This is a genomic window from Desulfovibrio sp. 6_1_46AFAA, from assembly GCF_000224635.1.
Classification (GTDB): Bacteria; Desulfobacterota; Desulfovibrionia; order Desulfovibrionales; family Desulfovibrionaceae; genus Desulfovibrio; species Desulfovibrio fairfieldensis.
Genome location: NZ_JH114305.1, coordinates 38016 through 60558 on the forward strand (window position 1 = coordinate 38016; position 22543 = coordinate 60558).

A 22543-nucleotide genomic window follows, 5' to 3' on the forward strand; every position below is an offset into this window, starting at 1 on the left:
GTGCGGAGGCGTGGATTGAAACAGGGGTATAGGGGGCCAGCAGACGTAGCCACAAGTCGCCTCCCGTGCGGAGGCGTGGATTGAAACTTGATGAACGCGGCGGCCGCTCGTACATGGCGGGGTCGCCTCCCGTGCGGAGGCGTGGATTGAAACAGGGGTATAGGGGGCCAGCAGACGTAGCCACAAGTCGCCTCCCGTGCGGAGGCGTGGATTGAAACACCAAAAACGGCTGGGCCATGCGCGCGCGGAACATGTCGCCTCCCGTGCGGAGGCGTGGATTGAAACTCTGGACAGCGACTTGTTCACCCCGGCGGACGCATGTCGCCTCCCGTGCGGAGGCGTGGATTGAAACCCTGCCATGATCGGGGGCCACACCGTTCGAGGTGGGGTCGCCTCCCGTGCGGAGGCGTGGATTGAAACGATTCAGCTCCCCGACAATATTTCGAATCTCATCGTCGCCTCCCGTGCGGAGGCGTGGATTGAAACCCGTCGGGCACGTCCAGACGCCGGGCCGGAGTATGGGTCGCCTCCCGTGCGGAGGCGTGGATTGAAACCGCTGGCGCTGGTGAACACCGTACCGCCCGGAGCGGTCGCCTCCCGTGCGGAGGCGTGGATTGAAACATGCTGGCCAAGAGGCTGGAAGAGGCCAGAGGCAAGTCGCCTCCCGTGCGGAGGCGTGGATTGAAACCAGCGTATCGAAGAGGTGTGCGAGCTGTATCTGGTCGCCTCCCGTGCGGAGGCGTGGATTGAAACACCCTACGCGTGCGGGAAGAAGCGTGGGAGAAGGGTCGCCTCCCATGCGGAGGCGTGGATTGAAACCTCTTGAGGGATGCCGGACAGCTCAATGGTGAAGCTGTCGCCTCCCATGCGGAGGCGTGGATTGAAACTCCATGTAGATGATCAAGTCGATGGCACGGCCGAGTCGCCTCCCGTGCGGAGGCGTGGATTGAAACTTGCGCATTATAGTCGCTGCTGTTGGTATCGAGAGTGTCGCCTCCCTGCGGAGGCATTGGCTGAAACAGCTTGCCGGAGACAGTGGCTCAAGCCGTGGGGGGTCCGCTCCGCCTTGAGCCCCGCTCCGCCATTTGCTATAGACAGAGCGCACCCCTTCTTTCAGGAGCCTCCCATGTCCGATTTCGTCCATCTGCATTGCCATACCGAATACAGCCTTCTGGACGGCGCCATCCGCATCAAGGATCTCTGCGCCCGCGCCAAGGATTACGGCATGCCCGCCTGCGCCATCACCGACCACGGCAATATGTTCGGCGCGGCCTATTTCTACGCGGCCTGCAAGGACTTCGGCATCAAGCCCATCTTCGGCTGCGAGGTCTATGTCTGCCACGACCACACGGACAAAACCTCGGAACTGGCGCGCCGCCGTCATCACCTGATTCTGCTGGCCCAGAACGAGCTGGGTTATCATAATCTGGTCAAGCTGGTCAGCCACGGCTTCCTAGACGGTTTTTACTACAAGCCCCGCGTGGACAAGGAGTTGCTGCGCCGCTACGCCGAGGGCCTGACCTGCCTTTCGGCCTGCATCGCGGGCGAGATTCCCCGCGCCATCCTGGCCAAGGACATGGACAAGGCCTTGAGCCTGACCAGGGAATACGCGGACATCTACCCCGGCCGCTTCTACCTGGAATTGCAGTCCAACGGCCTGGCCGAACAGGAAGTCGTCAACAACGCCCTGCTGGAGATCGCGGAAACCGCCGACCTGCCCCTGGTGGCCACCAATGACTGCCACTATCTCAACGCCGACGACGCGGACGCCCATGAGGTTCTGCTCTGCATCCAGACCCAGACCACCATGGACGACCCCAAGCGCATGCGCTTTGAAACGCACGAGCTCTATTACAAGTCCATCGAAGAGATGGAAAAGCCTTTCGCCCATGTGCCCGAAGCCCTCGCCAATACTATGCGCATCGCGGAAACCTGCAATGTGGAGCTGGATTTCGGCCACCACTACTTCCCGGTCTACCAGCTGCCCGAAGGGGCCAGCATGGAGTCCGAATTCCGCCGCCTGGCCGAAGAAGGTCTGGAAAGGCGCCTGGAAAAGCACCCGGATCGCGAAAATATTGATCCGGCGCGCTACCGCGAGCGCCTGCAATACGAGCTCGGCGTCATTCTGGAAATGGGCTTTCCCGGCTATTTCCTCATCGTGCAGGAATTCATCAACTGGGCCAAGAACCACGGCATCCCGGTGGGGCCGGGGCGCGGCTCGGCGGCCGGTTCCCTAGTGGCCTGGTCCCTGCGCATCACCAACCTGGACCCCCTGCCCTACAATCTGCTGTTTGAACGCTTTCTGAACAACGAACGTGTCTCCCTGCCCGATATCGACGTGGACTTCTGCGAACGCCGCCGTGGCGACGTGATCCGCCACATGGTGGACACCTACGGCGAGGGCTCGGTGGCCCAGATCACCACCTTCGGCACTATGAAGGCCAAGGGCGTGGTGCGCGACGTGGGCCGCGCCCTGGGCATGACCTTCGCTGAGACGGACCGCATCGCCAAGCTGGTGCCCGACGACCTCAAAATGACCATCAAGAAGGCTCTGGACCTGGAGCCGGACCTGAGGAAACTCTATGAGGAGGACCAGCAGGTCCGGCATCTGCTGGACACGGCCCGCTGCCTGGAAGGCCTGGCCCGGCACGCCTCCACCCACGCCGCCGGGCTGGTGGTCTCTGACAAGCCCATGGAGGAATACCTGCCCCTTTATCTGGGCAAACGCGGCGAACTTGTGACCCAATTTGACGGCCCCATGACCGAAAAGGCCGGGCTGGTCAAATTCGACTTTCTGGGCCTGAAGACCATGACCCTGATCCAGGACACCCTGGACAACATCAGCCTGCAGGGCCAGACCCCGCCGGATCTGGACAACCTGCCGCTCACGGACGCCGAGACCTACGAACTTTACGCGCGCGGCGACACGGACGGCGTCTTCCAGGTGGAAAGTTCGGGCATGCGCCAGTATCTGCGCATGCTCAGGCCCACCTGCTTCGAGGACGTCATCGCCATGCTGGCCCTTTACCGGCCCGGCCCGCTGGGTTCGGGCATGGTGGACGAATTCATCAAGCGCAAACACGGCCAGGTGCCGGTGGTCTATCCGCACGACTCGCTCACCGAATGCCTGCGCGATACCTACGGGGTCATCGTCTACCAGGAACAGGTCATGCAGATCGCCCAGATTATCGCCAGCTACACGCTGGGCGGGGCCGACCTGCTGCGCCGGGCCATGGGCAAGAAAAAAGCCGAAGCCATGGCCAAGGAGCGCGTAACCTTTGTGGCCGGGGCGGAAAAGAACGGCATCGCCAAGGAAAAAGCCAACGAAATCTTTGACTTGATGGAAAAATTCGCCGAGTATGGCTTCAACAAGTCGCATTCGGCGGCCTATGCCCTGATCTCCTACTTCACGGCCTATCTCAAGGTGCACTATAAGGTGGAGTTCATGGCCGCCCTGCTCACCTCGGAAATGGGCAATCAGGACAAGCTGCTCAAATACGTCTCCTGCTGCAAGGACATGGGCATCGACGTGGTCCAGCCCTCGGTAAACCAGAGCCAGCGGGAATTCACGGCCCACGGCGGTCAGGTGGTCTTCGGCCTGGGCGGCATCAAGAATGTGGGCGACGAAGCCATTCGCGAAATTGTGGAGGGCCGCAAAGAAGGTGGCGACTACATTTCCCTGCTGGATCTCTGCTGCCGGGTCAATCTGCGCAAGGTCACCAAGCGCGTGCTGGAATCCCTGATCAAGGGCGGGGCCTGCGACTGCTTCAATGTTTCCAGAGCAGGCATGCTGGCCGCCCTGGAAATTGTGGTGGCCCGCGCGCAGAAAAAGGCCAAAGACAAGAGTTCCAACCAGGTTTCCCTGCTGGCCATGGCCCCGGTGGTGGAGGCCGCGCCCCAGCCCGGCGTGGGCCTGGACTGCCCGGAAGCCACGCTGCCGGAAATGGAGGACGACCTGAAACTGCGGGCCGAAAAGGAAGCTCTGGGCTTCTTCCTCACCAGCCACCCCCTGCAGCCTTACAGCCGCGAGATCCGCCGCCTGCGTCTGACCACTCTGGAGGACGCGCGCGAGCTCTTTCCCGGCGCGGAAATCAACTGTGCCGTGCTGGTGACCAGCATCAAGGAAGTGCTCACCAAGTCCAAGGGTGAGCGCATGGCCTTTGTGGGCGTGGAGGATCTCACCGGCCACGCGGAAGTGACTTTTTTCCCGCGCTCCTATGCCGAGGCCCGGGAGCTGATCCGGGCTGAGCAGCCCCTCTGTCTGACGGCTCGCCTGGACAGCCAGGGCGACGCCGCCCAGGATGCCGATGAGGAAAATACCGAGGACGCCCCGCGCGAACTCAAGCTCCTGGGCCAGAGCGTGCGGTCCCTGGCAGAAGCCTGCGGCCAGAGCGACACGCCGGTCTGCGTGCAGATTCCGGCGCACCGCCTGGGCCGTGAGGACATGCTGGCCCTGAAAAACATTCTGGAAACCTACCCCGGCCCGGTGGAAGCCGAAGCCCTGGTCTGCCTGGACGGTTGCCAGTGCCATCTGCGCCTGGACAAGGCGCTCAAGGTGCGGCCCGGGCCGGAGCTGGACAAGGCCCTGGCCGCCTGGGCTTCATAGGCTCCGACTCTTCTGAAAGGCAACGCCTGCCCGCAGTTGTGGGCAGGCGTTTTATTTTCAGCCGCTCCTGAATCCCTTCGGACGGTGTGCCGGTATGGCTCAGGGCCGATAGATGGTAAAGCCGTTTTTACCACCCTGTTTGGTATGGTACAGCGCACTGTCCGCATTCTTGTACAACGTTTCAAACTCCGTACCCGCCTCCGGCACCATGGCCACGCCGATGCTGGTGGAAATGGAGCAGGTGGTTACGCCGTCCGTAAAGTCATGGCGTAAATCCACCACCAGATCCCGGGCCTTTTTCTCCCCCCATTCCCGTGACGGCGCGGGAGCGAACACCACAAATTCATCTCCGCCGATCCTGCCGACGATGTCGGTATTCCGGAATTCGTTTTTGAGCATTTCCGCAAAACCCGCGATGACCATATCGCCGGCGGCATGCCCGCAGGTATCATTCACATTCTTGAAGTTATCGATATCAAGAATGAAAAACGCGAAGAGCTTGTCGGGATGCTGCAGAAGAGCTCGCTGAATATGCTCTTGTGTGGCCACCTTGTTGTATAACCCGGTCAGGGAATCGCTCTCCATTTTTTTAACCAGACGCTGTTCATGTTCTTTTTCCTTATCCACATTCTGACGGTACACGAACATGCGCACCGAATCGTCATCATCCCAATAAAAAATACGGGCCGTAATGCGCATCCAGTAATAACTCCGTCCCGCGTTATTGGAAATCATAAAATCATAGCGCAGGCATTCCCTGCCCTCCTGATAAGCCCGCAAGATATTGTCCGGGCTGAACGTATCGAGATAGCCCCGGCGATATTCGGTTTTTATCTGTTTCCGGGCGATAATCCGCAGCGCTTCGTTATACGGCGTGCTCCTCGGCACGCCCAGACTTTCGAAATAGGCTTCGGTGGCCTCGCTGGCCGCGCGGTTATGGGTGATGTCAATCTCATAAATATTTTCATACAGCTTTCCGGTTTCAGCCTGAAAAACCGAGCTGCGTCTTTTCTCTTGCTCCACTGCCAAGTTGACGATCCGCACATTATACTTGCGGAGAATATAGGTAATGACGAACAAAACAGGCACGACCACCAAAAAAATAACCATAACACCTGTAAAAAGCTGCTGTCTTGTCTGTTCCGTCAAGACAGATGCATCATTGTCGACAATCAAATACCATTCTAAATTCTGCACATATTGTACAACAAGATAACCTTTTCGTTCCTCTTTACCATACCAAAAACATTGATCTTTTTCTTTTTCAGAGATAATCCGCTCTCGCAAGCAACTGAAGTCGCAGAAAGAAAATAAATCCGTCTGTTGATAACCGGTCTGATCCGAAGAAACTTCAATCATTCCATCTCCATTGACCAGATAGGATTTGACGCCGAATTTAGTTTCGTATTGCTTGAATATTTCCTGCAAATAATCGACACGGAAGCCGACTCCCACAACTCCGATTGTTTTTCCAGCCTGATCTGTAATCTTACAGTTAATAAAAATCACTATTTCATTATGGGCTGCTTCATCGTTGTCAATATTCAATGCGTAATCCGCAGGATTTTTTAAAAAAGAATAATACCATACGTTTTCTGGATTATCCGGCGTCAGGATCCGATTGATACCGTTAAAGTTATAATAGCGGTTCGTTCCGGTGGACACCAGAAACACGGAATCATAATGATATTTATCTTTGTAGGCCAAAAGATAATGCTGAAGCGTTTGTATAAATATTCCTTCATCCGCCATTTGTTCTTCATCAATAAGGAAGTTCTTCAGCAGATTGTCATTGGCCATTGTCAATGAGATATTGATAGGCTTTGCAAAAATTGAATCTATCTGATGGTAGATGCCCTCTGCCGTCAGCAGGGCAATATGCTCCATATCCTGCTTAAAAATTTTTCTATTGTATTGATAATTATGAATCGATATGAGAATAAATCCTGAAAGAATTAGTATAAAAATAAGAAGATTTGTTCTTAGCAGAACATGCCTTTTCATATCCCCCCCATATCAGCAGGAGTCCCCTTTTGCGCGGACACGACGTACCGCCCCATGACCTGCCCCCCCCAATATTCGCTCATATCCTTGATTCCCTATCACGTTCAGGATATTTGCGGACGATGTAAATTTTGTTTTTTACACTATAAATTTTACTCTGTGTATCACTCTCGTTCCATCGTAGGCAGGTGTATATCTTCCATAGATAGTAAAACATGGACAAAGAGGTGGCGTTATTGTGCGGGTACAGCCCGGCGACGCCATGTGCCCCCGCGTACATGGCTTTTACTTTCCCTTGAAGGACGCCATGTCCACCTGCATTATGACACAGGCAGTGAACAGTGCCCTGTATTTCCTTTTTGACGGAATATGGCAGATGCCATTTGCGCTGCTGTCAGCGCCTGAAGCGGAAAAGAGTGGAGAAAACCGGAAGGATGGCGATGTCTGGCGGGGATTCGGGAAAATATATGCCGGTCACTTGCCAAAGGCGCTTGGGAGACAAAAATATGCGGCTCAACGATAAATCAGTGACAGGCTATATTTCATAATTGCAATCATTATACACCATATTTCAGATAATATCGCTATAATTCATGCACTCCTGGATCGCCACCACAACGACATGTGGACATACCGGAAACCGGTCTATTCCATCGGCGGCGAATACGGGAATGAACCCGGAAAACGCATGACCGCGTTTCTCCACAGTCTCCCGAGTCTGGCGGATTTTCTCACCGTGACTCGAGGTCAGACACACAGAGGTTCAACGCAGAGATAAGCGAGAAGGCACTCCTGACGACACCCCCCAGTCAACGCCACGGCCACGTGACACGTTTCCAGCGCAAAGGCTTTCCTTCTTCTTTGACAGCCAGGCAGGCGATGTCCTCCAGCGCGGCAAGTCCTCCCATGTGTACGGCGGCTTTACCGTCGCGGGTGACCGGGGCGGAGGCCAGCGCGTAACGCGCCGTGACCGCAGCCGGGGAAGGCGACACCGTATCGCCGAGGGGAGACAGTACGCGCAGGCCGCCCTGCACCAGAGCGGCGACCGTGGGCCGGTGCGCCACGGCGGCGATATGGACGGTCCCGGCCGGAAGGTTTTCCAGGTAGACGACATTACATATTACAAGGGCGCTCACATTTTTCATCCCCGCCACCGCTATCGGCCTTGCCTCGCCCCAGGGCACCCTGTCGCGCCAGCCTGTGCCGTACAGGTCAATCTCCCGAATATCGTAGCCAAGGAAAAAATATTTGTCCGTTTCGGGATACGCATAAGCACGGACAGTATCCGTCCCGGACGCCCTGGCCAGCTCCCTTTCCTGTAGAGCGGGCCGGGCCAGAACAAAGACGCGCGCCTCTGCCAGAACACTGGCCAAAAGCATGACGCAAAAAACGGCATAACACGCCTTTGCCGCGCCTCCCTTGAATTCTCCGGATGTGAGAAAAGCAAAACAACAAAGGGCGGCGTAAAAAAATGTGGCCGACATTGCCCGATACGGAGTGGAGGGGCTGAGGACGAATGCGGCCAGGCTGACCTGTGCCATTACAAAAAAGGCCGCTCCGGGCAGATATGCTGACGGGTTCCGCTCCCCCCGGTAATACAACAGACAGGCCACAACAAGGGCTGTCAGAATGTAGGGCAGCATTTCCAGTTGCTGTGAGCCCCAGAAGATCAGAAAACGATGGAAAGATTCCAGCGAAAAGACAGGTATCTTTTCCGCGCCGCCTATCTGCGCCAGCCGCACGGCATTGCCGGGGGCGGCCATCATCAGAGTCCAGCCCACTACCGCCCCCGCGATACCGACCGCCGCCCACAGCGGAAGTCGCCGTGTCGTGTGAAAGCGGCAGACCGCGACGCTCGAGGCTACCAGAATCGAGAGCATACCCACATTTTCGTTGCTGCATCCAGCCAGAAATCCGGCCAGCGCGTACGCCGGGCCGCCGGAAAGACGGTAGTCCTTTTTTTCGGCCCAGAAGCGATAAGGCACCAGAAATGCCGTGGCAAAGGCCAGACTGTACCCATAGTCGGCTGTGCCCGTACGCCAGAAATACACAGTCCCGAATGCGGGCAGGGCAAACCATACCAGCCCCGCCAGCACCACCGGATGCCAGGCGCGGATTTTCTCGCGCCACCCCACCCCCAGACTCAGCAGCACTCCGGACAAAACAAGGCCCGTGAAAATGACGGGCGTCAGCAGCGGATGCAGCCAGGCGGGCCCGTGCAACAGCACACGCGCCATAAAGTGCCCTGCGAATTTCCCGCTCCAGCTCCTGTACTCCTGAACCTGTGCCGCGAGCATGGCTCCCGGGCCGCCGTCACCCGCCCCATAATTGAAATCATCATAGACCCAGGGCGTCATGGCGCAAAAAAAAGCCATCACCGCCGTGATACCTATGGCGGCCCCCAACACAGGGACATATCCAGACTTCACAGGAGCCTCCTCATTGCATCCGCACCATTGCCCTCAAGGCCTGGGCAGGCCAATTTATATATGAAACTTTTAATGTGTCAATGTGTTTCATAAAGTTTCATGGCAATCTGCGGCAATGAAAGAACTGCTGGCGGCATTGGGGGATCTTGTAGCGCTGGAGCGCCTGAACAGGGACAAGCTGGCCGAAAAGATCGGACTGAGCCGCCCCAACATGATTTCGGCCTTCAGCGGACGCCGGGCTATGCCGGACACGGCCCTCCCCAGATTGCGGGCCGCCCTGTCCCTGGATGAGCGCTATCGCCTTGATCCGGCGCGGATCCATTGCCTGCAGGCACGTGCCGGGCATTACGACGCAGCTTCCATCACGGCGGTGGCCAACCGTTTCGCAACGCTTCCACTGCGCATTCGCTGGCTGGTGCGCGGCGTGGGGGAACTGGGATATGAGGGCCTGGCCCTGATATGGGAAGACGCCGCCCAGGCCCTGCTTCTGCTTCGCAATGACGATGCCGTGCTTGTGGAGGCAATGCTGTCTGCCCAGGAAGGGCCGGCGCCCGAAGAGAGAGAAATTTCCCTGAAGGATTTTTCCAGAATCACACAGGGAGAAATTTCTCCCCACGCGGCAAGGGAGCTTCTGGGCAGGCGGACTGAAGTATGGACATGGGCGCGGGTGCGCGACCATGCGGAACAGCGCGGCCTCTCGCCCCGGGATGTGGTGGAGGCCATTGCGGCATGGAGGCGGACGAGCCGCTAGCCGAGACTTCCTTTTGACAAAAAATGGCCACTTGATATGTTATAAGCCTAACGCGCGCTGTGCAAACCATCCTGTGGAAAAAGCATGTCCTTTACATCCTGGCTGCAACGCATGTTCAGCCCTCCCTCCACCGGCGATCCCGATCTGGAGGATGAAATTTCCGGCTTTGAATGGAACCAGAACGTCCGCATCGTTCTGGCGATTCTTGTTGTCTTTATTTCGGCCCTGGTGGTCTGGTGGATTGTCTCATGACGGCACGGCATTGCTGGCGCCTTACGGTGCGCGACGAATTTTCCGCAGGGCATGCCCTGCGCCACTATCAGGGCAAGTGCGAACGCCTGCACGGTCACAACTTCGGCGTGGAGCTCTGTGTGGAGGGCCGCGATCTTACGCCGGGCACCGAACTGCTGCTTGATTTCAAGGTTCTGAAAACCGCGCTCAAGGATGCGCTGCGCGAGCTGGACCACTGCGTGCTCAACGACACGCCGCCCTTTGACCGCATCAACCCCTCCTCGGAAAATCTTTCCCGCCACATCTGGCGGAACGTGGCCGCCCGTCTGGCCGAAAGCCCGGACCCGCAGGCCCGCGCCGTGCGTCTGGTCAGCGTGAGCGTATCGGAAAAGGGCAGCCAGAGCGCCACATATCTGGAGTGGGCCGAGGGTGACCCTCCGGTCCGCTGATGCCATGCCCCAGGCCCTCTGCCTCCTGCACGCCAACTGCCAGGGCGACGCCCTGCGCCCCCTGCTGGAAACAGCCCCGGCGTTCGCCCGGCATTTCCACATCCGGCAATATCTAAACTACACCCGCCAAAGCATCGCCGAAGCGGATCTGGAACAATGCGCGCTCTTTCTGTATCAGCGTCTGGCCCCGCGCTGGGGCGCGCTGTCCACGGAGCAGATGCTGCCGCGCCTGCCCGCCGCCTGCCCGCGTATTGAAATTCCCAACCTTTTTTTCAAGGGCTACTGGCCGTTCTGGACCAATGCGGCACAGGGCATCGACTTTGCCGACAGCCTGCTGGAACGCTTGCTGTCTCAGGGCCTTGCGCCCGAAGAAGCCCTGAACCTCTATCTGCGCGGCGATCCGGCCCTGTTGGGCGATGTGGCCGCCGTGGCCGAAGCATCCCTGGCGCGGGAGGAAGGCAAGGAGGCGGATGCTCTTATTCGTTGCGCCCCCCTCGTGCGTGAACGCTGGCGTGAGGAACAGCTCTTCATCACCGTCAACCATCCGGGCAGAAGCCTGCTTTTTCATGTGGCGGACAGTCTGTTGCGCCTGCTGGGCCTGGGCGGCCTGCCGGAAGAAACACGCCGCGCCTACATCCATCCGCAGGAAGATTTCTGGCTGCCCATTCACCCCGCGCTGGGACCGTTGCTGGGCCTGCCCTTTGCCCACCGCGACCGGCGATACCCGGCCTTCGCCGCCCGGCTTACCCATCGGGAATACACTTCCTGCTATCTGGCCTGCCGCCGCCACGGGGTGGACGACCTGCTGACCCTGCTGCGCAACCTGCCGCCCGGCGGCGCCAAGCGGACGGCCTGAGACCCCGGTCGCGCCCCGTGTCAGCCATGCCCGCCGCCCGCCCGCCGCGCCTGCCGCATCCGCATGCTCCGCTTCGGGCGGCGCTCTGCCTGTTTCTGCTCGCCCTGCTCCAGCTTCAGGCCTGCGCCGGAGGCGATCCCCGGCAGGCGGCCCGCGCGTTGGGCGCGTCCCGAGGCTTTGCCGAAACGCTCTATCCCACGCCGTATTTTATCCTCTACGGCCAGTTCCGGCCCGGCACCGGGGATGTGCTGCGCGTCTACATCGAGGGCGACGGCCATGCCTGGCAAAGCCGCACCCGGCCTTCCGCCGACCCCACGCCGCATAATCCCGTGGGTCTGCGCCTGGCCCTGGCCGACCCCTCGCCCGCGCCTCTGCTCTATCTGGCCCGGCCCTGCCAGTACGCGCGGGGCGAGGTCCTGCGCCACTGCGCCACGCGCTACTGGACTTCCGCCCGCCTGAGCGAGGAGGTCATCAGCAGCCTGGATGCCGCCGTCAGTGCGGCAAAGGCCCACAGCGGCGCGCGACACGTGGCGCTGGTGGGCTTTTCCGGCGGAGGCGGCGCGGCGGCCCTGCTGGCGGCCCGGAGGCGGGACGTGATTTTTCTGGGCAGCGTGGCGGGCAATCTGCATCTCTCGGCCTGGACCGGCCTGCACAGGCTGAGCCCGCTTTCGGAATCGCTGGAACCCTTTGCCGTGGCCCCGGCCCTGCACGGCCTGCCCCAACGCCATCTGAGCAGCCGGGGCGACAAGGCCATGCCGCCGGAACTCAGCGCGGGCTTCTGCCGCGCCGCCCGGCAGCCCGAAAGCTGCCGCGTGGTTGAAGGCATCCCCCACAGCGGTCCCTGGACCCAAGCCTGGGACTACACATACTGACGCCTTGCTCCTTGGCCCGCCATTCCGTAAACTGAGCGCCGGTTCACAATCCATATGCGGACCGTTTCCCATGGACAGGCGCAAACGCCCATACCAGCATTCTTGCAAGGAGATTTTCATGAAGGTTCTTTTGATCAACGGCAGTCCGCACCCCAAGGGCTGTACCTATACGGCCCTGTCAACGGTGGCGAAGCAGCTGGAAAAACACGGCCTTTCCACCCAAATGCTCCACATCGGGCATAAAGCCGTGCGCGGCTGCATCGCCTGCGGCAAATGCGCGGAGACCGGGCGCTGTATTTTTACGGACGATCCCGTCAATGAGGGTATTGACCTGTTGCGCGAGTCCGACGCCCTGGTGGTGGGCTCGCCGGTCTATTACGCCGGGCCCAACGCCACCCTGTGCGCCTTTCTGGACCGGGTGTTCTACATGAAATCCGCGCCGTACGCCTTTAAGCCCGCGGCTGCCGTGGTCAGCTGCCGCCGGGGCGGGGCCAGCGCCTCTTTCGACCGGTTGAACAAATACTTCACCATCGCCCGCATGCCCGTGGTCTCTTCCCAATACTGGAACTCCATCCACGGCAATACGGCGGAGCAGGCTCTCCAGGACAAGGAAGGCCTCCAGATCATGCGCACTTTGGGCGACAACATGGCCTGGCTGGTCAAATGCATTGCCGCGGGCAAGGCCGCCGGGATCGACCATCCCACGCCGGAACCCTGGGAAGCCACCAACTTCATTCGCTGAGCGCCTTTTTCTCAAGAAACGTCAACGCGCCTCATCCGGCCGGATGGGGCGCGTTGACGCGCTCAGAACAGCTCTCCGCTTTTTAGCGACAGTCCCTGGAGCAGATTAACTCAAAAGTTAAACCACTCTAAGGTTGATGAGGCATCAACGCCTTATACGGCCCGCGCATTTTATAGATGAAATCCGCCTGCCGCACGTCGCCGCTGACGATGAGCACCAGCAGCAGTTTGGAAATCGGGTCTTCACGCACCACGCTGTAGCCCTTGATGCCCTTCTGTTCAAAGCTGAACTGCAACTGGCCGTCGCGGGCCACGGGCTTGCTGCCTTTCAGGCGCTGGGAACCGGCTTCAGCCGCTTTTTCGGCGTCGCCCGGCTTGGCGGGCCCCACAATGACGGCCGCCGAGGTTTTATGGTCCTTCTGGCCCAGCAACACCTGCACCGCGTCATTCTGTTTCGTGGGGCCGTTGACCACTACCCAGTCCGGCGGCAGATCCAGGCTGTAATACTTGGTAGTCAGCGGCGCCGCGGAAATCCGCCCGGCAAAAGCGGGCAGCAGCAGGGCCAGCAAAAGGACGACACGCGCGACTATTTTCATGACAACTCCCTGTTCGTATTCGTAACCACACGCGGCAATACGCGCATCAGCGTTATGACAAAAACCGCTTCGCGGCCTCCGCGCCGCCACCTGCCGCGCGGCCCGCGAAAAACTTGCCCCGTTCCGGCAAGCCTTGTACCATGCACAGCCAGATCCACGAGGCATAATTATGAACAAAACTACTCTTCCGACCTTCCGGGCCAAGCTCTACTCCTACCGTTTCGAGTTGCTCCTGGCCTCACTGCTCTGCGTGTTTGTACTGAATATCTTCTTCCCAGACAACATTTACGGCGGCATGGCCCAGGCCGTGTACCTGCCCTTCCAGCTCCTGGCCGCCACGGTGCTGTTTGAATCCAAACGCAATCTCCTGCGCCTGGTGCTGCTTTTCGCCGTGCTGCTGGTGATCTGCCGGGCTCTGGATCTTTTTTTCATCAAAAATATCCAGAACGAGCTTCTGCTGCTCTATATCTGCTTTTTCGGCAGCGTCATGCTGGAAGTTTTCCGGCAGATCTACCACGCCCATCTCATCACCACCAAAATCGTCTACGCTGCCGTCTGCGGCCTGCTGCTCATCGGCTATTGCGGCTTTTACATCTTCCTGACCATCGAATTCCACGAACCCGGCTCCTTCAACGGCCTGGGCCAGGGCGTGCAGGCCATGAACGACCTGTTCTACTTCAGCTACGTCACCATTCTGACCGTGGGCTACGGCGACATCACCCCGCACACCTGGATCGCCAAAAACGCCACGGTGCTAGTGGCTTTCACGGCTTATATCTATTCCCTGGTGGTCATCGCCACCATCGTGGGCGAGGCCACGCGTTCCAAAAAGAAAAACGGCAACGGCAACGGGGAAACGGGAAACTCCTGATCCGCGCCCTGCCGCCCGCACTTCAGGAGGACCGGCATGAGCACAACGCCGGACGCGGCCTCCCAGCCGGTGATGCTCTACCGGCCGGGCGTGGCCGACCCTGCGCGCTTTTGCGGCCCGCTTACGTCCGGCGCTTGAACATCCACACGGCCACGCCCACGGTGGCCATGCTGATCAGGGTAATCTTGCCCAGGCTCAAGGCCGCCGCCGCAAAGGTGATGTCCTTCAGAAAGACGCCCTGGCTGATGACCGTAAAGTGCCGCAGGGGGTTGAGCTGGCTGGCGTGCTGCAAAAAGACCGGCATGTTGATGATGGGCGTCACCGCGCCGGAAATCAGAATGCAGGGCACGCCCACGGTGAAGGCCCCCAGAAAGGCCTGCTGCTGGGTGGAGGACAGGGAGGAGACCATCAGCCCGACCCCGCCCGAAGCCACGGCGAAGATCAGCATGGCGAGGTAGAGCAGGGCCACGGAGCCCGTGAAGGGCACGCCGAAGCCGAAGACCGTGATCAGCAGAAAGATGGTGCCGTGGACCAGGCCCACAATGCAGCCCGGCACCAGCTTGGCCAGGGCGATTTCCGTGGGCGTGGCCGGAGAAACCAGAAGCTGGTCAAAGGTGCCCACCTCCCGCTCGCGCGCCACGGACAGGCCCGTGACCACCAGGCCCAGCATAAGGCTGAGCATGCCGATGAGATTGGGCAGGAAAAACCACTGAAATTCCAGGTTGGGGTTGAACCAGCAGCGCATCCGCACGTCCAGGCGGGGCGCGCTGGCCGCCGCCGTGGCCGAGGCCCGGCCCAGCGGCGTGTCCCCAGCCATGCCCTCGATGATCCGGTTGAGGTAATAGGCCGCGATCTGGGCCGCGTTGGAGCGCCGCCCGTCCAGAATCACCTGTGCCTGGGCGGATTCGCCCCTGTCCACCTGGCGGGAAAATTCCTGGTCAAACACCAGGATGAAGAGCGCCTGCTGCCCTTCCAGTACGGGCCGGATGCTCTCCTCCGCCGGGAGAAAACGCACGCTGCGAAAGGTGGGCGAGCCCTCCAGGCGGTGGACGATCTCGCGGCTCCAACGCCCGTTGTCGTGATCCAGCACGGCCATGTCCACATTGCGCACCTCCATGGTGGCGGCCCAGCCGAAAATCACGATCTGCATCAGAGGCGGCACGATGATCAGGACGCGCGAAACGCGGTTGCAGAGCAGGACCAGCAGTTCCTTGCGCACGATGGTGACCACGCGCCGCCAGTTCAGCCGGGGAAGCTCGAAAAAAGCCATATTCAGACATCCAGACGTTTGACGAGATTTTTATACACCAGGCCCAGCAGCACGGCGGCCAGCAGGCCCATGAACAGCAGGCTCGGCCCGAAGATGCTCCAGACGTCGCCGGTCAGAAAGATGGTCCGCAGGCAGGTGTTGAAATAGCTGGCGGGCAGCAGTTTGGTGATAGCCTGGAGAATGGGCGGCATGCTGTTGATGTCGAAAACAAAGCCCGAAAGCAGCAGGGCCGGGAGAAAGCCGGAAAACAGCCCGGCCTCGGCCGCCACTAGTTGGCCGCGCAGGCTCACGGAAATAAACAGGCCCTGGCCCAGAGCGCTGAGCATGAACACCGAGGACAGAAGCAGCAAGGCCCAGAGCGAACCCCGGAAAGGCACGGCGAACAACGTCACCGCGGCCACAGCGCAGAGCGCCATGCTGAACATGCCCATGCAGAAATAGGGGATCAGCTTGCCCAGCAGCAACTGCATGCGGCTCACGGGCGTGGCGAACATGGCCTCCATGGTGCCCCGCTCCCATTCGCGGGCAAAGACCAGAGAGGTCAGCAGGGTGCCGATGAGGGTCATGATGACGGTAATGGCTCCCGGCACCAGGAACTGCACGCTCTTGGCCGTGGGATTGTACCAGAAACGCGTTTCCAGATTGACGGGCGGCTCCAGGGCCGTGCCGCCGGGCAGGGAGGTGCGTTGCCAGTTGGAGATCAGGCCCTGGCTGTAGCTCTGGATGAACTGGGCCGTGTTCGGCTCGGAGCCGTCCACCAGAAGCTGCAGGCTGCCCGCGCCGCCGCGCGCCAGCTCCTGGTCGAAATCCTGGCGGATGACCAGAATGCCCAGCACGTCCGAATCGCGCATCAGGCGCGCGCCCTGCTCCATGTTGCCCACGGGACGGGTTTCAAACCAGGGCGAGTGGGCGAAATCCGCCGCCAGCGTCAGGGAACGGCTGCCGCCGCTCTGGTCCAGCACTGCCAGACGCAGAATGCCCGCGTCCAGCGTGATGCCGAAACCGAACAGCAGCAGAAAGATCAGCGGCAGCACCCCGGCCACCAGGTAGGATGAGGGATCGCGCGCGATCTGCTGAAATTCCTTGCTCATCAGGGCCATAAGCTGGCGCAGCCAGAGATACCGCTTCATGCTTTTACCGCGCCTCTCCACCGACCTGTTCACGCCTCCCGTCCGCGCCCCCATATTGCACTCCGCCACGGGCGGAATGCCTGCCCTTTCTTGTGGTAGACCGAATCGCCGCCGTCTTCAAGAGGCTGTGCGGTCCCGACCGCAATAAGCCGGGACCGCCCCATAACCGAATCCGGGACAGAAGCATTCGTCACTCCCCGTCCGCCGCCAGCGCCTTGAGCGCACGATAGTCGGTCTTGCCCGTGCCCAGCACCGGGACGGCCTCGAGCCGCAACACGCGCCGCACGACATACAGGGCGGACAGCCCGGCCTCGCGCAGGGCCGCATTGGCCTCCTCACGGGTGAAGGGCACGGCGCTGCACAGCACGATTTCCGGCAGGCCGTCGCGCTCCACGCTTTCCACGGCCAGAGCCGGACCGCTCTCACCGGCCAGATGCGGCATTGCGGCGTCGCGCCGGGCCTGATAGTCCAGCAGGGCATTTTCCATCTGCGGCAGGGAAATCATTTCCCCACCGAGCTTCACAAAACGGCCCAGGCGCCCGGCAAAGGTCAGACGCCCTTGGGCGTCGGCCCGGACGAGATCGCCGGTGCGGTACCAGCGCAGGCCCTCAAACGCCACAAAGGGATCAGGCGGCGTCTGCCCCGGTCCGGCCAGGTACCCCGCAAAGACATTGGGGCCGCGCACCAGCAGCATGCCCGCCTCGCCCCCGGCCACCCGGCGCAGGGGGCCTTGGGTGCTGACCAGGGCCACTTCCACCGAAGGCAGGGGCAGGCCGATGCTGCCGGGCACGGGATCTTCAGGGCGGTTGACGCTGACGGCCGGGGCGCATTCGGTGACGCCGTAGCCTTCGCACAAAACCCCGCCGCTCTGCGCCGCAAAGGCGTCATAAATCCGTTGCGGGCAGGCTTCCGCACCCACAAAACCCAGACGCAGCGAGGCCAGATCGCCGGGCGCGGCCTGTTGCAGCATGCCGTCCAGAAAAGTGGGCGGAGCCACGGTGAGCGTGGGCCGCCAGCGGCGGCAGATACGGTTGAGGCGGGCCGCCTCCGTGGGATTGGGGTGAAAGACCACGGGCAGGCCGAAGCACAGCGGCAAGGCGATATTGCCGGTGAGCCCCAGGGAATGGAAAGGCGGCAGCATGCCCAGCATACGATCCTGTCCGGTCACGGAAAGCACCGCGGCGATGTCCCGGCAATTGGCCAGAATATTGGCATGGCTCAGGGGCACGCCCTTGGGCGCGGTCTCGGAACCGGAGGTGAACAGCACGGCCGCCGTTTCGGCCATGCGGCCCGGCATGGCCGCCCGTTCCCAGCCCAGCAGGGCCAGACGGCCGCGCACCAAGGCCGCGAGCTTGAGCCCCCAGGGCATGGCGGCGGCCGCGTCCTCCAGGCAGAGCCACGTCGCGCCCGCCCGCGCCGCCGCATGGGCGTCAAAGCCCTGCCCGTCCAGACGCTCCAGCAGTTGCCGGGCCGTGAGGATGGTCCGGACCTCCGCCAGCCGCGCGCAATGGCTGAAATTGGCCGGGCCGGTGGTCCAGTTGAACATCACCGGCGTCTTTCCGGCCAGCAGCACGGCCAGCCAGCTCATGGCCGCCGCGCCGGAAGCGGGCAGCATCACGCCCACGCGCTCCTGCCCGGCGCAACGGCGGCGCAGCAGCAAGGCCAGAGCCAGGGCGCGCGTCCAGAACTCGCGCCAGCTCACAGCGCCGCCAGCGTCGGCCAGGATCAGGCTCGTGGGGCTGCGCCGGGCCTGGCGCAGAATCGCCAGGGGCAGATGCGGGGCGTCGGGCACGTCCAGACGCCGGGCCGGAGTATGGGAAGCGTCCGCGGCCCAGCCTTCGGGCGCGGGGGCCGCGTCCTCGCCGTCCTCCAGCAGTCCGGCGGCGGCCAGCGCGCAATCCCCGGCAGTGAGCAGCAGGTCCAGGCGGCTCACGCTGTGCCCGGCCACGTCCTCCAGCTTCAGGCACAGCTCGGTCAGGGCCAGGCTGTCGATGCCCAGATCCGCCGCCAGCCGCGTTTCAGGCGTCAGGGAGGCCGGGTCCGCCTCCACGGCGGCGCTGTCCGCCAGGATGGCATAGACCTGTTCACGCACGGCCCTGTCCACGCTGCGAAGCGCGTCCGCCGGATTCCGGACGGAACCGGCTTCCGTTTCCACGCGCGGCAGGGGCCGGGGCGCGCCGCCCTGCCAGAAATAATAGGGCACGGCCCTGGCTTCTTCCGGTTCCGCGTCGTACCAGGCCTCCAGGATCCGGTTCAGGGCTGGAGCTCCGGCTTCGGCGGCGGGCAGGTCCCGCAGTTCATGCAGGCTGATGCGCACCTCGCGCCGGGGCATGAAGAAAAGCAGATTGCAGAGCAGACGCCGCGCGCCGCGCGCGAGACCGCGCAGCATGTCGGGATGCTTCCCTGCGGCATGGCTGAACGAGGAGCCCCAGAGGCCCCGGCTGCGCACCAGCACCACACGGCAGTGGGAAACCTGTTGCAACAGCCAGTGCGCCCCGCTGTTGGCGCCGAGATGTTCCCGTCCGTCGCGGCTGAGGCCGCCCGCCGGGTAAAACAGCAGGTTATCACCGGCCTTGAGCGCCTCAGCGCAACGCGTGAGGGCCTCCAGCACGGCCCCGCGCGCCGCACGGCCCTGGGCGCGCAGATCGGGCAGGGGCACGGGCCGGGCCAGGGGCGCGATGCGGCGCACCAGGGGGCGGCTGATCTGCCACTCGTCGGCCAGGGGCCGGGGGCGGAAGGCGATCAAATGGCTGTAAACCAGCACGGGGTCCATAAGAGCCGGATGGTTGGGCATGAACAGAATGGGCCGGTCGTCGTTGGCGGCGCTCACGGCTTCCAGGCCATCCACGCGCACACGGTAGCGCAGGGACAACAGCCCGCGCAGCAGGGCGGCCAGAATGTCCAGGGCCCGCCCGCCGCTATTGCGCTTTTCCGAGCCGGACGCGGGCGGCATGCCGCCTCGCTCCGCCGTTTCCGGTTCGCCGGAAGGCTCGCTGCCATCGGGAGCGGGCAGGGAACGCAGCCCCCAGGCCAGGCAGACGGCCGCCGCCAGAGCCATGCCGCCCAGGATCATGTGCCCCGTGGAGGGCGCAAAGAATTCCAGGCCCCAGTACACGGCGCTGGCCAGGAGAATGCCGGAAAACACCAGGCAGTTGTCCGTGCCGAGCACGCGGCCCTTTTCCTCGGGAGCCGGGCGCACCTGAATGAAGCTGGACACGGGGATCAGATACAGGCCGCCGCACATGCCCGCCGCGCCGTACATCAGCAGCAGGCTCCAGAAGCGCGCGCCCTGGGGCAGCTGCGGCGCGAAGCCCGCCGCCAGCAGGGAGCAGCCGATGCCGCAGCAGGAAGGCACGAGCCAGCGCTGCCAGCTCCGGGGCGTGCCGCGCGCGGCCAGCAGCGAACCGGCGCAGATGCCCAGCATCAGAGCCGTGGGCAACAGGCTGGTGACGGTTTTGCTGAAGCCCAGCTCACGCACGCCCAGGGCGTTGATTTCCAACAGCACCAGAGTGGAAATAAAGTAGAAAAAGGCATCGGCCGCGATAACCAGGGCCAGAGCCCGGTCCCGTCGCAGCCGCAGAAAATCGTTCAGGGAATCCCAGGTCCCCAGCCAGGGGAAAGGCGGGCGCTCACGGCAGGGCACGGCCGGACGGTACGGAACCAGGGCCGCCCCGGCAAGGCCCAGCACGGCCACCAGCACCACGCCCACGGCCACCAGCCAGCGCCCGAAAGGAATCAGGGTATCCACCCACTGCCTGTCCAGGGCCGCTCCGGCCAGCATCACGCCCAGCAAAATGGACGCCGTGGTGAAGAGCTTGAACAACGCATTGACGCGCGGCACGCTGTGAGGCGGAAATATTTCGGGGATGGAGCCGTTGAGCGCCGGGCTGAACAGGGTGGAGCTGGCCCCCATGCAGAACAGCATAAGCAGCATGGCTGTCCAGTTCAGGGACAGAATGCCCCAGGCCCCGGCCAGCATGGCGGCCAGTTCCAGGCACTTGGCCGCCGTCACCAGATACTTCTTGGGGAAGCGGTCGGCCAGCCAGCCGGCCCAGGCGGAAAACAGCACGAACGGCAGGGCGAACAGAAACGTGCCCCAGGCCTGAAAGCCGCTGTAGCCCAGGCTGACCGCCAGCAGCAGGGCCGCCTGCTTGAAAAAGTTGTCGTTGAACGTGCCCAGCGTGTAGCTGGCCCCCAGAGCCGCCGCCTGCTTCAACAAAACGCCTGCCATCCGCTTTCCCTCCGCGGAGAGGCGGGCTCAGGGCATTTGCTCCCCGGAAGCCGCCAGCATCTCCGCCGCATAGGTTCTGACCTTGTCCAGGGCCTCAATAGCCAGTTCAAGATCAAGACTGTAGTAGACTTCCCGCCCTCGTTTCGAGGGTTGCAGCAGTCCGGCCCGCACCAGGGTGGTCACATGGTGGGTCACGGCCGTCCGGCTCAGGGGCAGGAGTTCGGTCAGACTTTTGAGGCTGATGCTCTCCCCCGGTTCGAACAGGAGCAGGATTTTCTGCCGCGTGGCGTCGCCAAGGGCCGAAAATACCCGGGCCACGGCTTCCCAGTCATCCGGCAGGGTTTGCAGATATTGCGTGTTCATGCCCTGTCATAGGGAAGCCGTCCGGCTGCTGTCAAGAAAAAACTATAAAACTAGTTTTTAATTGTCAACTAAAAAATTAGTTTTATAGTTTTATAGTTTTACAACGAAGACCACCTGGATGCCCGGTTCCTCACGCGGTCGGGAGATGCGCCGCCGTGAGGGAGAAATGTTCACTGGCGACGCTTCTGTTTCAGCACCGGGTGCGCACCTTGCGCTTGCCCTTGCTCCCGGCGCATCAAAAAAACGTATCCAGCGTATTTCAATTTCCAATTTGCTACATCCGGATTTTATATATTTCATAATATATTGAATAAGCTATAAAATTTTTAGCTTGCTCTTGATGCCCGTGAACTACCCATAATTTTGAAAGATTCAAAAAATTTTCCCGGACGCTTCTGGTCTATTTTTACGAGGAAGTATCCCGGAAACTGAAAAAGGCCGCTCCATGAGGAACGGCCTTTTACTGGAAGCGGCAATATGCTACGCCATAACACTAATAATATGGTAATATTACCATTTATCAGTATGCATTTTCTCTCTTATCTGGATATTTTTTTGCTTCGGCTTAGAGGCATTCTTTGCAGGATATCCCAAAGCGATATAACACGGCATGACATAGTTATCCGGATGTCCAATAACTGTCTTAATATGCTCAGATTCTTCGGCCATAGGAATACGAGTCACACCAAATATTCCCTCAGATGCTGATGCAAGCAATATATTTTCAATGCAGCACCAAATTGAGGCAAAATCATTGAGAGAGCTTAGTGAGCTTGGGTGGAGCAACGGCTCTCGTACTTTGAAAAAAGGAAGTATCAGGCATCCGGCATTATAGAGCATGGAGAACTGCCTTGGCATGGCTTCGTGGAACATGTTGCGTTGAACCTCGTCAGTCAAGCCGAATCCATCAAGCATCTTATCGCACTCATCCCGGCCGGCCATGTTCTTTACCCGTAAAACCTTTGCCCTTTCCTCTCTGTCATTGATGATGACAAATTCCCATTGGCGGAGGTGATTGTTGGTCGGCGCTTTCAGACCGGCGTCAAGCACTCGTTCAATGATGCTCATTTCAACCGGTTTATCCTCAAAATCCCGAATGGTTCTCCGAGTCGCAATCGCTTCGTAAACGTCCATCGTTGCCTC

17 protein-coding genes and 1 CRISPR repeat array are annotated in these 22543 nt (G+C 60.9%); of the genes, 9 read left to right on the top strand and 8 right to left on the bottom strand.

Translation table 11 applies throughout. From position 1 onward, the window contains the following. Window positions 1-55: 55 nt before the first annotated feature. A CRISPR array of direct repeats spans window positions 56-953; the repeat unit is 32 nt; unit sequence GTCGCCTCCCGTGCGGAGGCGTGGATTGAAAC. Window positions 954-1126: 173 nt separating this feature from the next. Continuing rightward, window positions 1127-4606 (top strand): DNA polymerase III subunit alpha, encoded by a 3480-nt coding sequence (dnaE, locus tag HMPREF1022_RS15020; protein WP_009303819.1) that lies wholly within the window; start codon window positions 1127-1129, stop codon window positions 4604-4606. 99 nt (window positions 4607-4705) lie between these two features. Here dnaE and HMPREF1022_RS15025 read toward each other — a convergent pair whose 3' ends face one another. After that, the gene (locus HMPREF1022_RS15025) at window positions 4706-6493 is read right to left on the bottom strand and encodes a sensor domain-containing diguanylate cyclase (protein ID WP_009303821.1); all 1788 of its coding nucleotides are present in this window, start codon (window positions 6491-6493) and stop codon (window positions 4706-4708) included. Window positions 6494-6917: 424 nt separating this feature from the next. On the opposite strand from HMPREF1022_RS15025, the gene HMPREF1022_RS15030 reads away from it, so the two are divergent. Next, window positions 6918-7133 (top strand): hypothetical protein, encoded by a 216-nt coding sequence (locus tag HMPREF1022_RS15030; RefSeq protein WP_232221623.1) that lies wholly within the window; start codon window positions 6918-6920, stop codon window positions 7131-7133. 286 nt (window positions 7134-7419) lie between these two features. On the opposite strand, the gene HMPREF1022_RS15035 is transcribed toward HMPREF1022_RS15030, so the two are convergent. Further along, window positions 7420-9039 carry a DUF6056 family protein gene (locus HMPREF1022_RS15035; RefSeq protein ID WP_009303823.1) on the bottom strand — a complete coding sequence of 540 codons (1620 nt, stop codon included), beginning with the start codon at window positions 9037-9039 and terminating at the stop codon, window positions 7420-7422. Between the two features lie 115 nt (window positions 9040-9154). Here HMPREF1022_RS15035 and HMPREF1022_RS15040 point away from each other — a divergent pair, with 115 nt between their 5' ends. The 6 genes from HMPREF1022_RS15040 to HMPREF1022_RS15060 all read left to right on the top strand — a co-directional run bounded on the left by HMPREF1022_RS15040 (window position 9155) and on the right by HMPREF1022_RS15060 (window position 12940). Beyond that, window positions 9155-9790 (top strand): hypothetical protein, encoded by a 636-nt coding sequence (locus HMPREF1022_RS15040; RefSeq protein ID WP_009303824.1) that lies wholly within the window; start codon window positions 9155-9157, stop codon window positions 9788-9790. Between the two features lie 84 nt (window positions 9791-9874). Further along, window positions 9875-10042: a hypothetical protein gene (locus HMPREF1022_RS18710; protein ID WP_008686038.1), complete on the top strand. Its 168-nt coding sequence runs from the start codon at window positions 9875-9877 to the stop codon at window positions 10040-10042. Then, window positions 10039-10470: a 6-pyruvoyl trahydropterin synthase family protein gene (locus HMPREF1022_RS15045; protein WP_009303825.1), complete on the top strand. Its 432-nt coding sequence runs from the start codon at window positions 10039-10041 to the stop codon at window positions 10468-10470. The genes HMPREF1022_RS18710 and HMPREF1022_RS15045 overlap by 4 nt, the downstream gene beginning before the upstream one ends. Continuing rightward, window positions 10451-11326, top strand: coding sequence for a WcbI family polysaccharide biosynthesis putative acetyltransferase (locus tag HMPREF1022_RS15050; protein WP_009303826.1), 876 nt, complete (start codon window positions 10451-10453; stop codon window positions 11324-11326). The genes HMPREF1022_RS15045 and HMPREF1022_RS15050 overlap by 20 nt, the downstream gene beginning before the upstream one ends. A gap of 26 nt (window positions 11327-11352) precedes the next feature. Further along, complete coding sequence (locus HMPREF1022_RS15055) at window positions 11353-12198, top strand: hypothetical protein (RefSeq protein ID WP_009303827.1); 846 nt, start codon at window positions 11353-11355, stop codon at window positions 12196-12198. Between the two features lie 118 nt (window positions 12199-12316). Further along, window positions 12317-12940 (top strand): flavodoxin family protein, encoded by a 624-nt coding sequence (locus tag HMPREF1022_RS15060; RefSeq protein WP_008686042.1) that lies wholly within the window; start codon window positions 12317-12319, stop codon window positions 12938-12940. Between the two features lie 127 nt (window positions 12941-13067). Here HMPREF1022_RS15060 and HMPREF1022_RS15065 read toward each other — a convergent pair whose 3' ends face one another. Further along, window positions 13068-13535 carry a hypothetical protein gene (locus tag HMPREF1022_RS15065; RefSeq protein WP_008686044.1) on the bottom strand — a complete coding sequence of 156 codons (468 nt, stop codon included), beginning with the start codon at window positions 13533-13535 and terminating at the stop codon, window positions 13068-13070. 169 nt (window positions 13536-13704) lie between these two features. On the opposite strand from HMPREF1022_RS15065, the gene HMPREF1022_RS15070 reads away from it, so the two are divergent. Continuing rightward, window positions 13705-14406, top strand: a complete 702-nt coding sequence (locus HMPREF1022_RS15070) for a potassium channel family protein (protein ID WP_009303828.1) — start codon at window positions 13705-13707, stop codon at window positions 14404-14406. 121 nt (window positions 14407-14527) lie between these two features. On the opposite strand, the gene HMPREF1022_RS15075 is transcribed toward HMPREF1022_RS15070, so the two are convergent. The 5 genes from HMPREF1022_RS15075 to HMPREF1022_RS15095 form a co-directional block, all read right to left on the bottom strand. Continuing rightward, the gene (locus tag HMPREF1022_RS15075; RefSeq protein WP_009303830.1) at window positions 14528-15676 is read right to left on the bottom strand and encodes an ABC transporter permease; all 1149 of its coding nucleotides are present in this window, start codon (window positions 15674-15676) and stop codon (window positions 14528-14530) included. Window positions 15677-15678: 2 nt separating this feature from the next. Then, window positions 15679-16806: an ABC transporter permease gene (locus HMPREF1022_RS15080; RefSeq protein ID WP_035062080.1), complete on the bottom strand. Its 1128-nt coding sequence runs from the start codon at window positions 16804-16806 to the stop codon at window positions 15679-15681. 190 nt (window positions 16807-16996) lie between these two features. Next, window positions 16997-21037 (bottom strand): MFS transporter, encoded by a 4041-nt coding sequence (locus tag HMPREF1022_RS15085; RefSeq protein WP_009303832.1) that lies wholly within the window; start codon window positions 21035-21037, stop codon window positions 16997-16999. Window positions 21038-21064: 27 nt separating this feature from the next. Then, window positions 21065-21400: an ArsR/SmtB family transcription factor gene (locus HMPREF1022_RS15090; RefSeq protein ID WP_008686052.1), complete on the bottom strand. Its 336-nt coding sequence runs from the start codon at window positions 21398-21400 to the stop codon at window positions 21065-21067. A gap of 510 nt (window positions 21401-21910) precedes the next feature. Further along, on the bottom strand, window positions 21911-22534 hold the full coding sequence (locus HMPREF1022_RS15095; protein ID WP_008686054.1) for a nitroreductase family protein: 624 nt from the start codon (window positions 22532-22534) through the stop codon (window positions 21911-21913). Window positions 22535-22543: the final 9 nt, after the last annotated feature.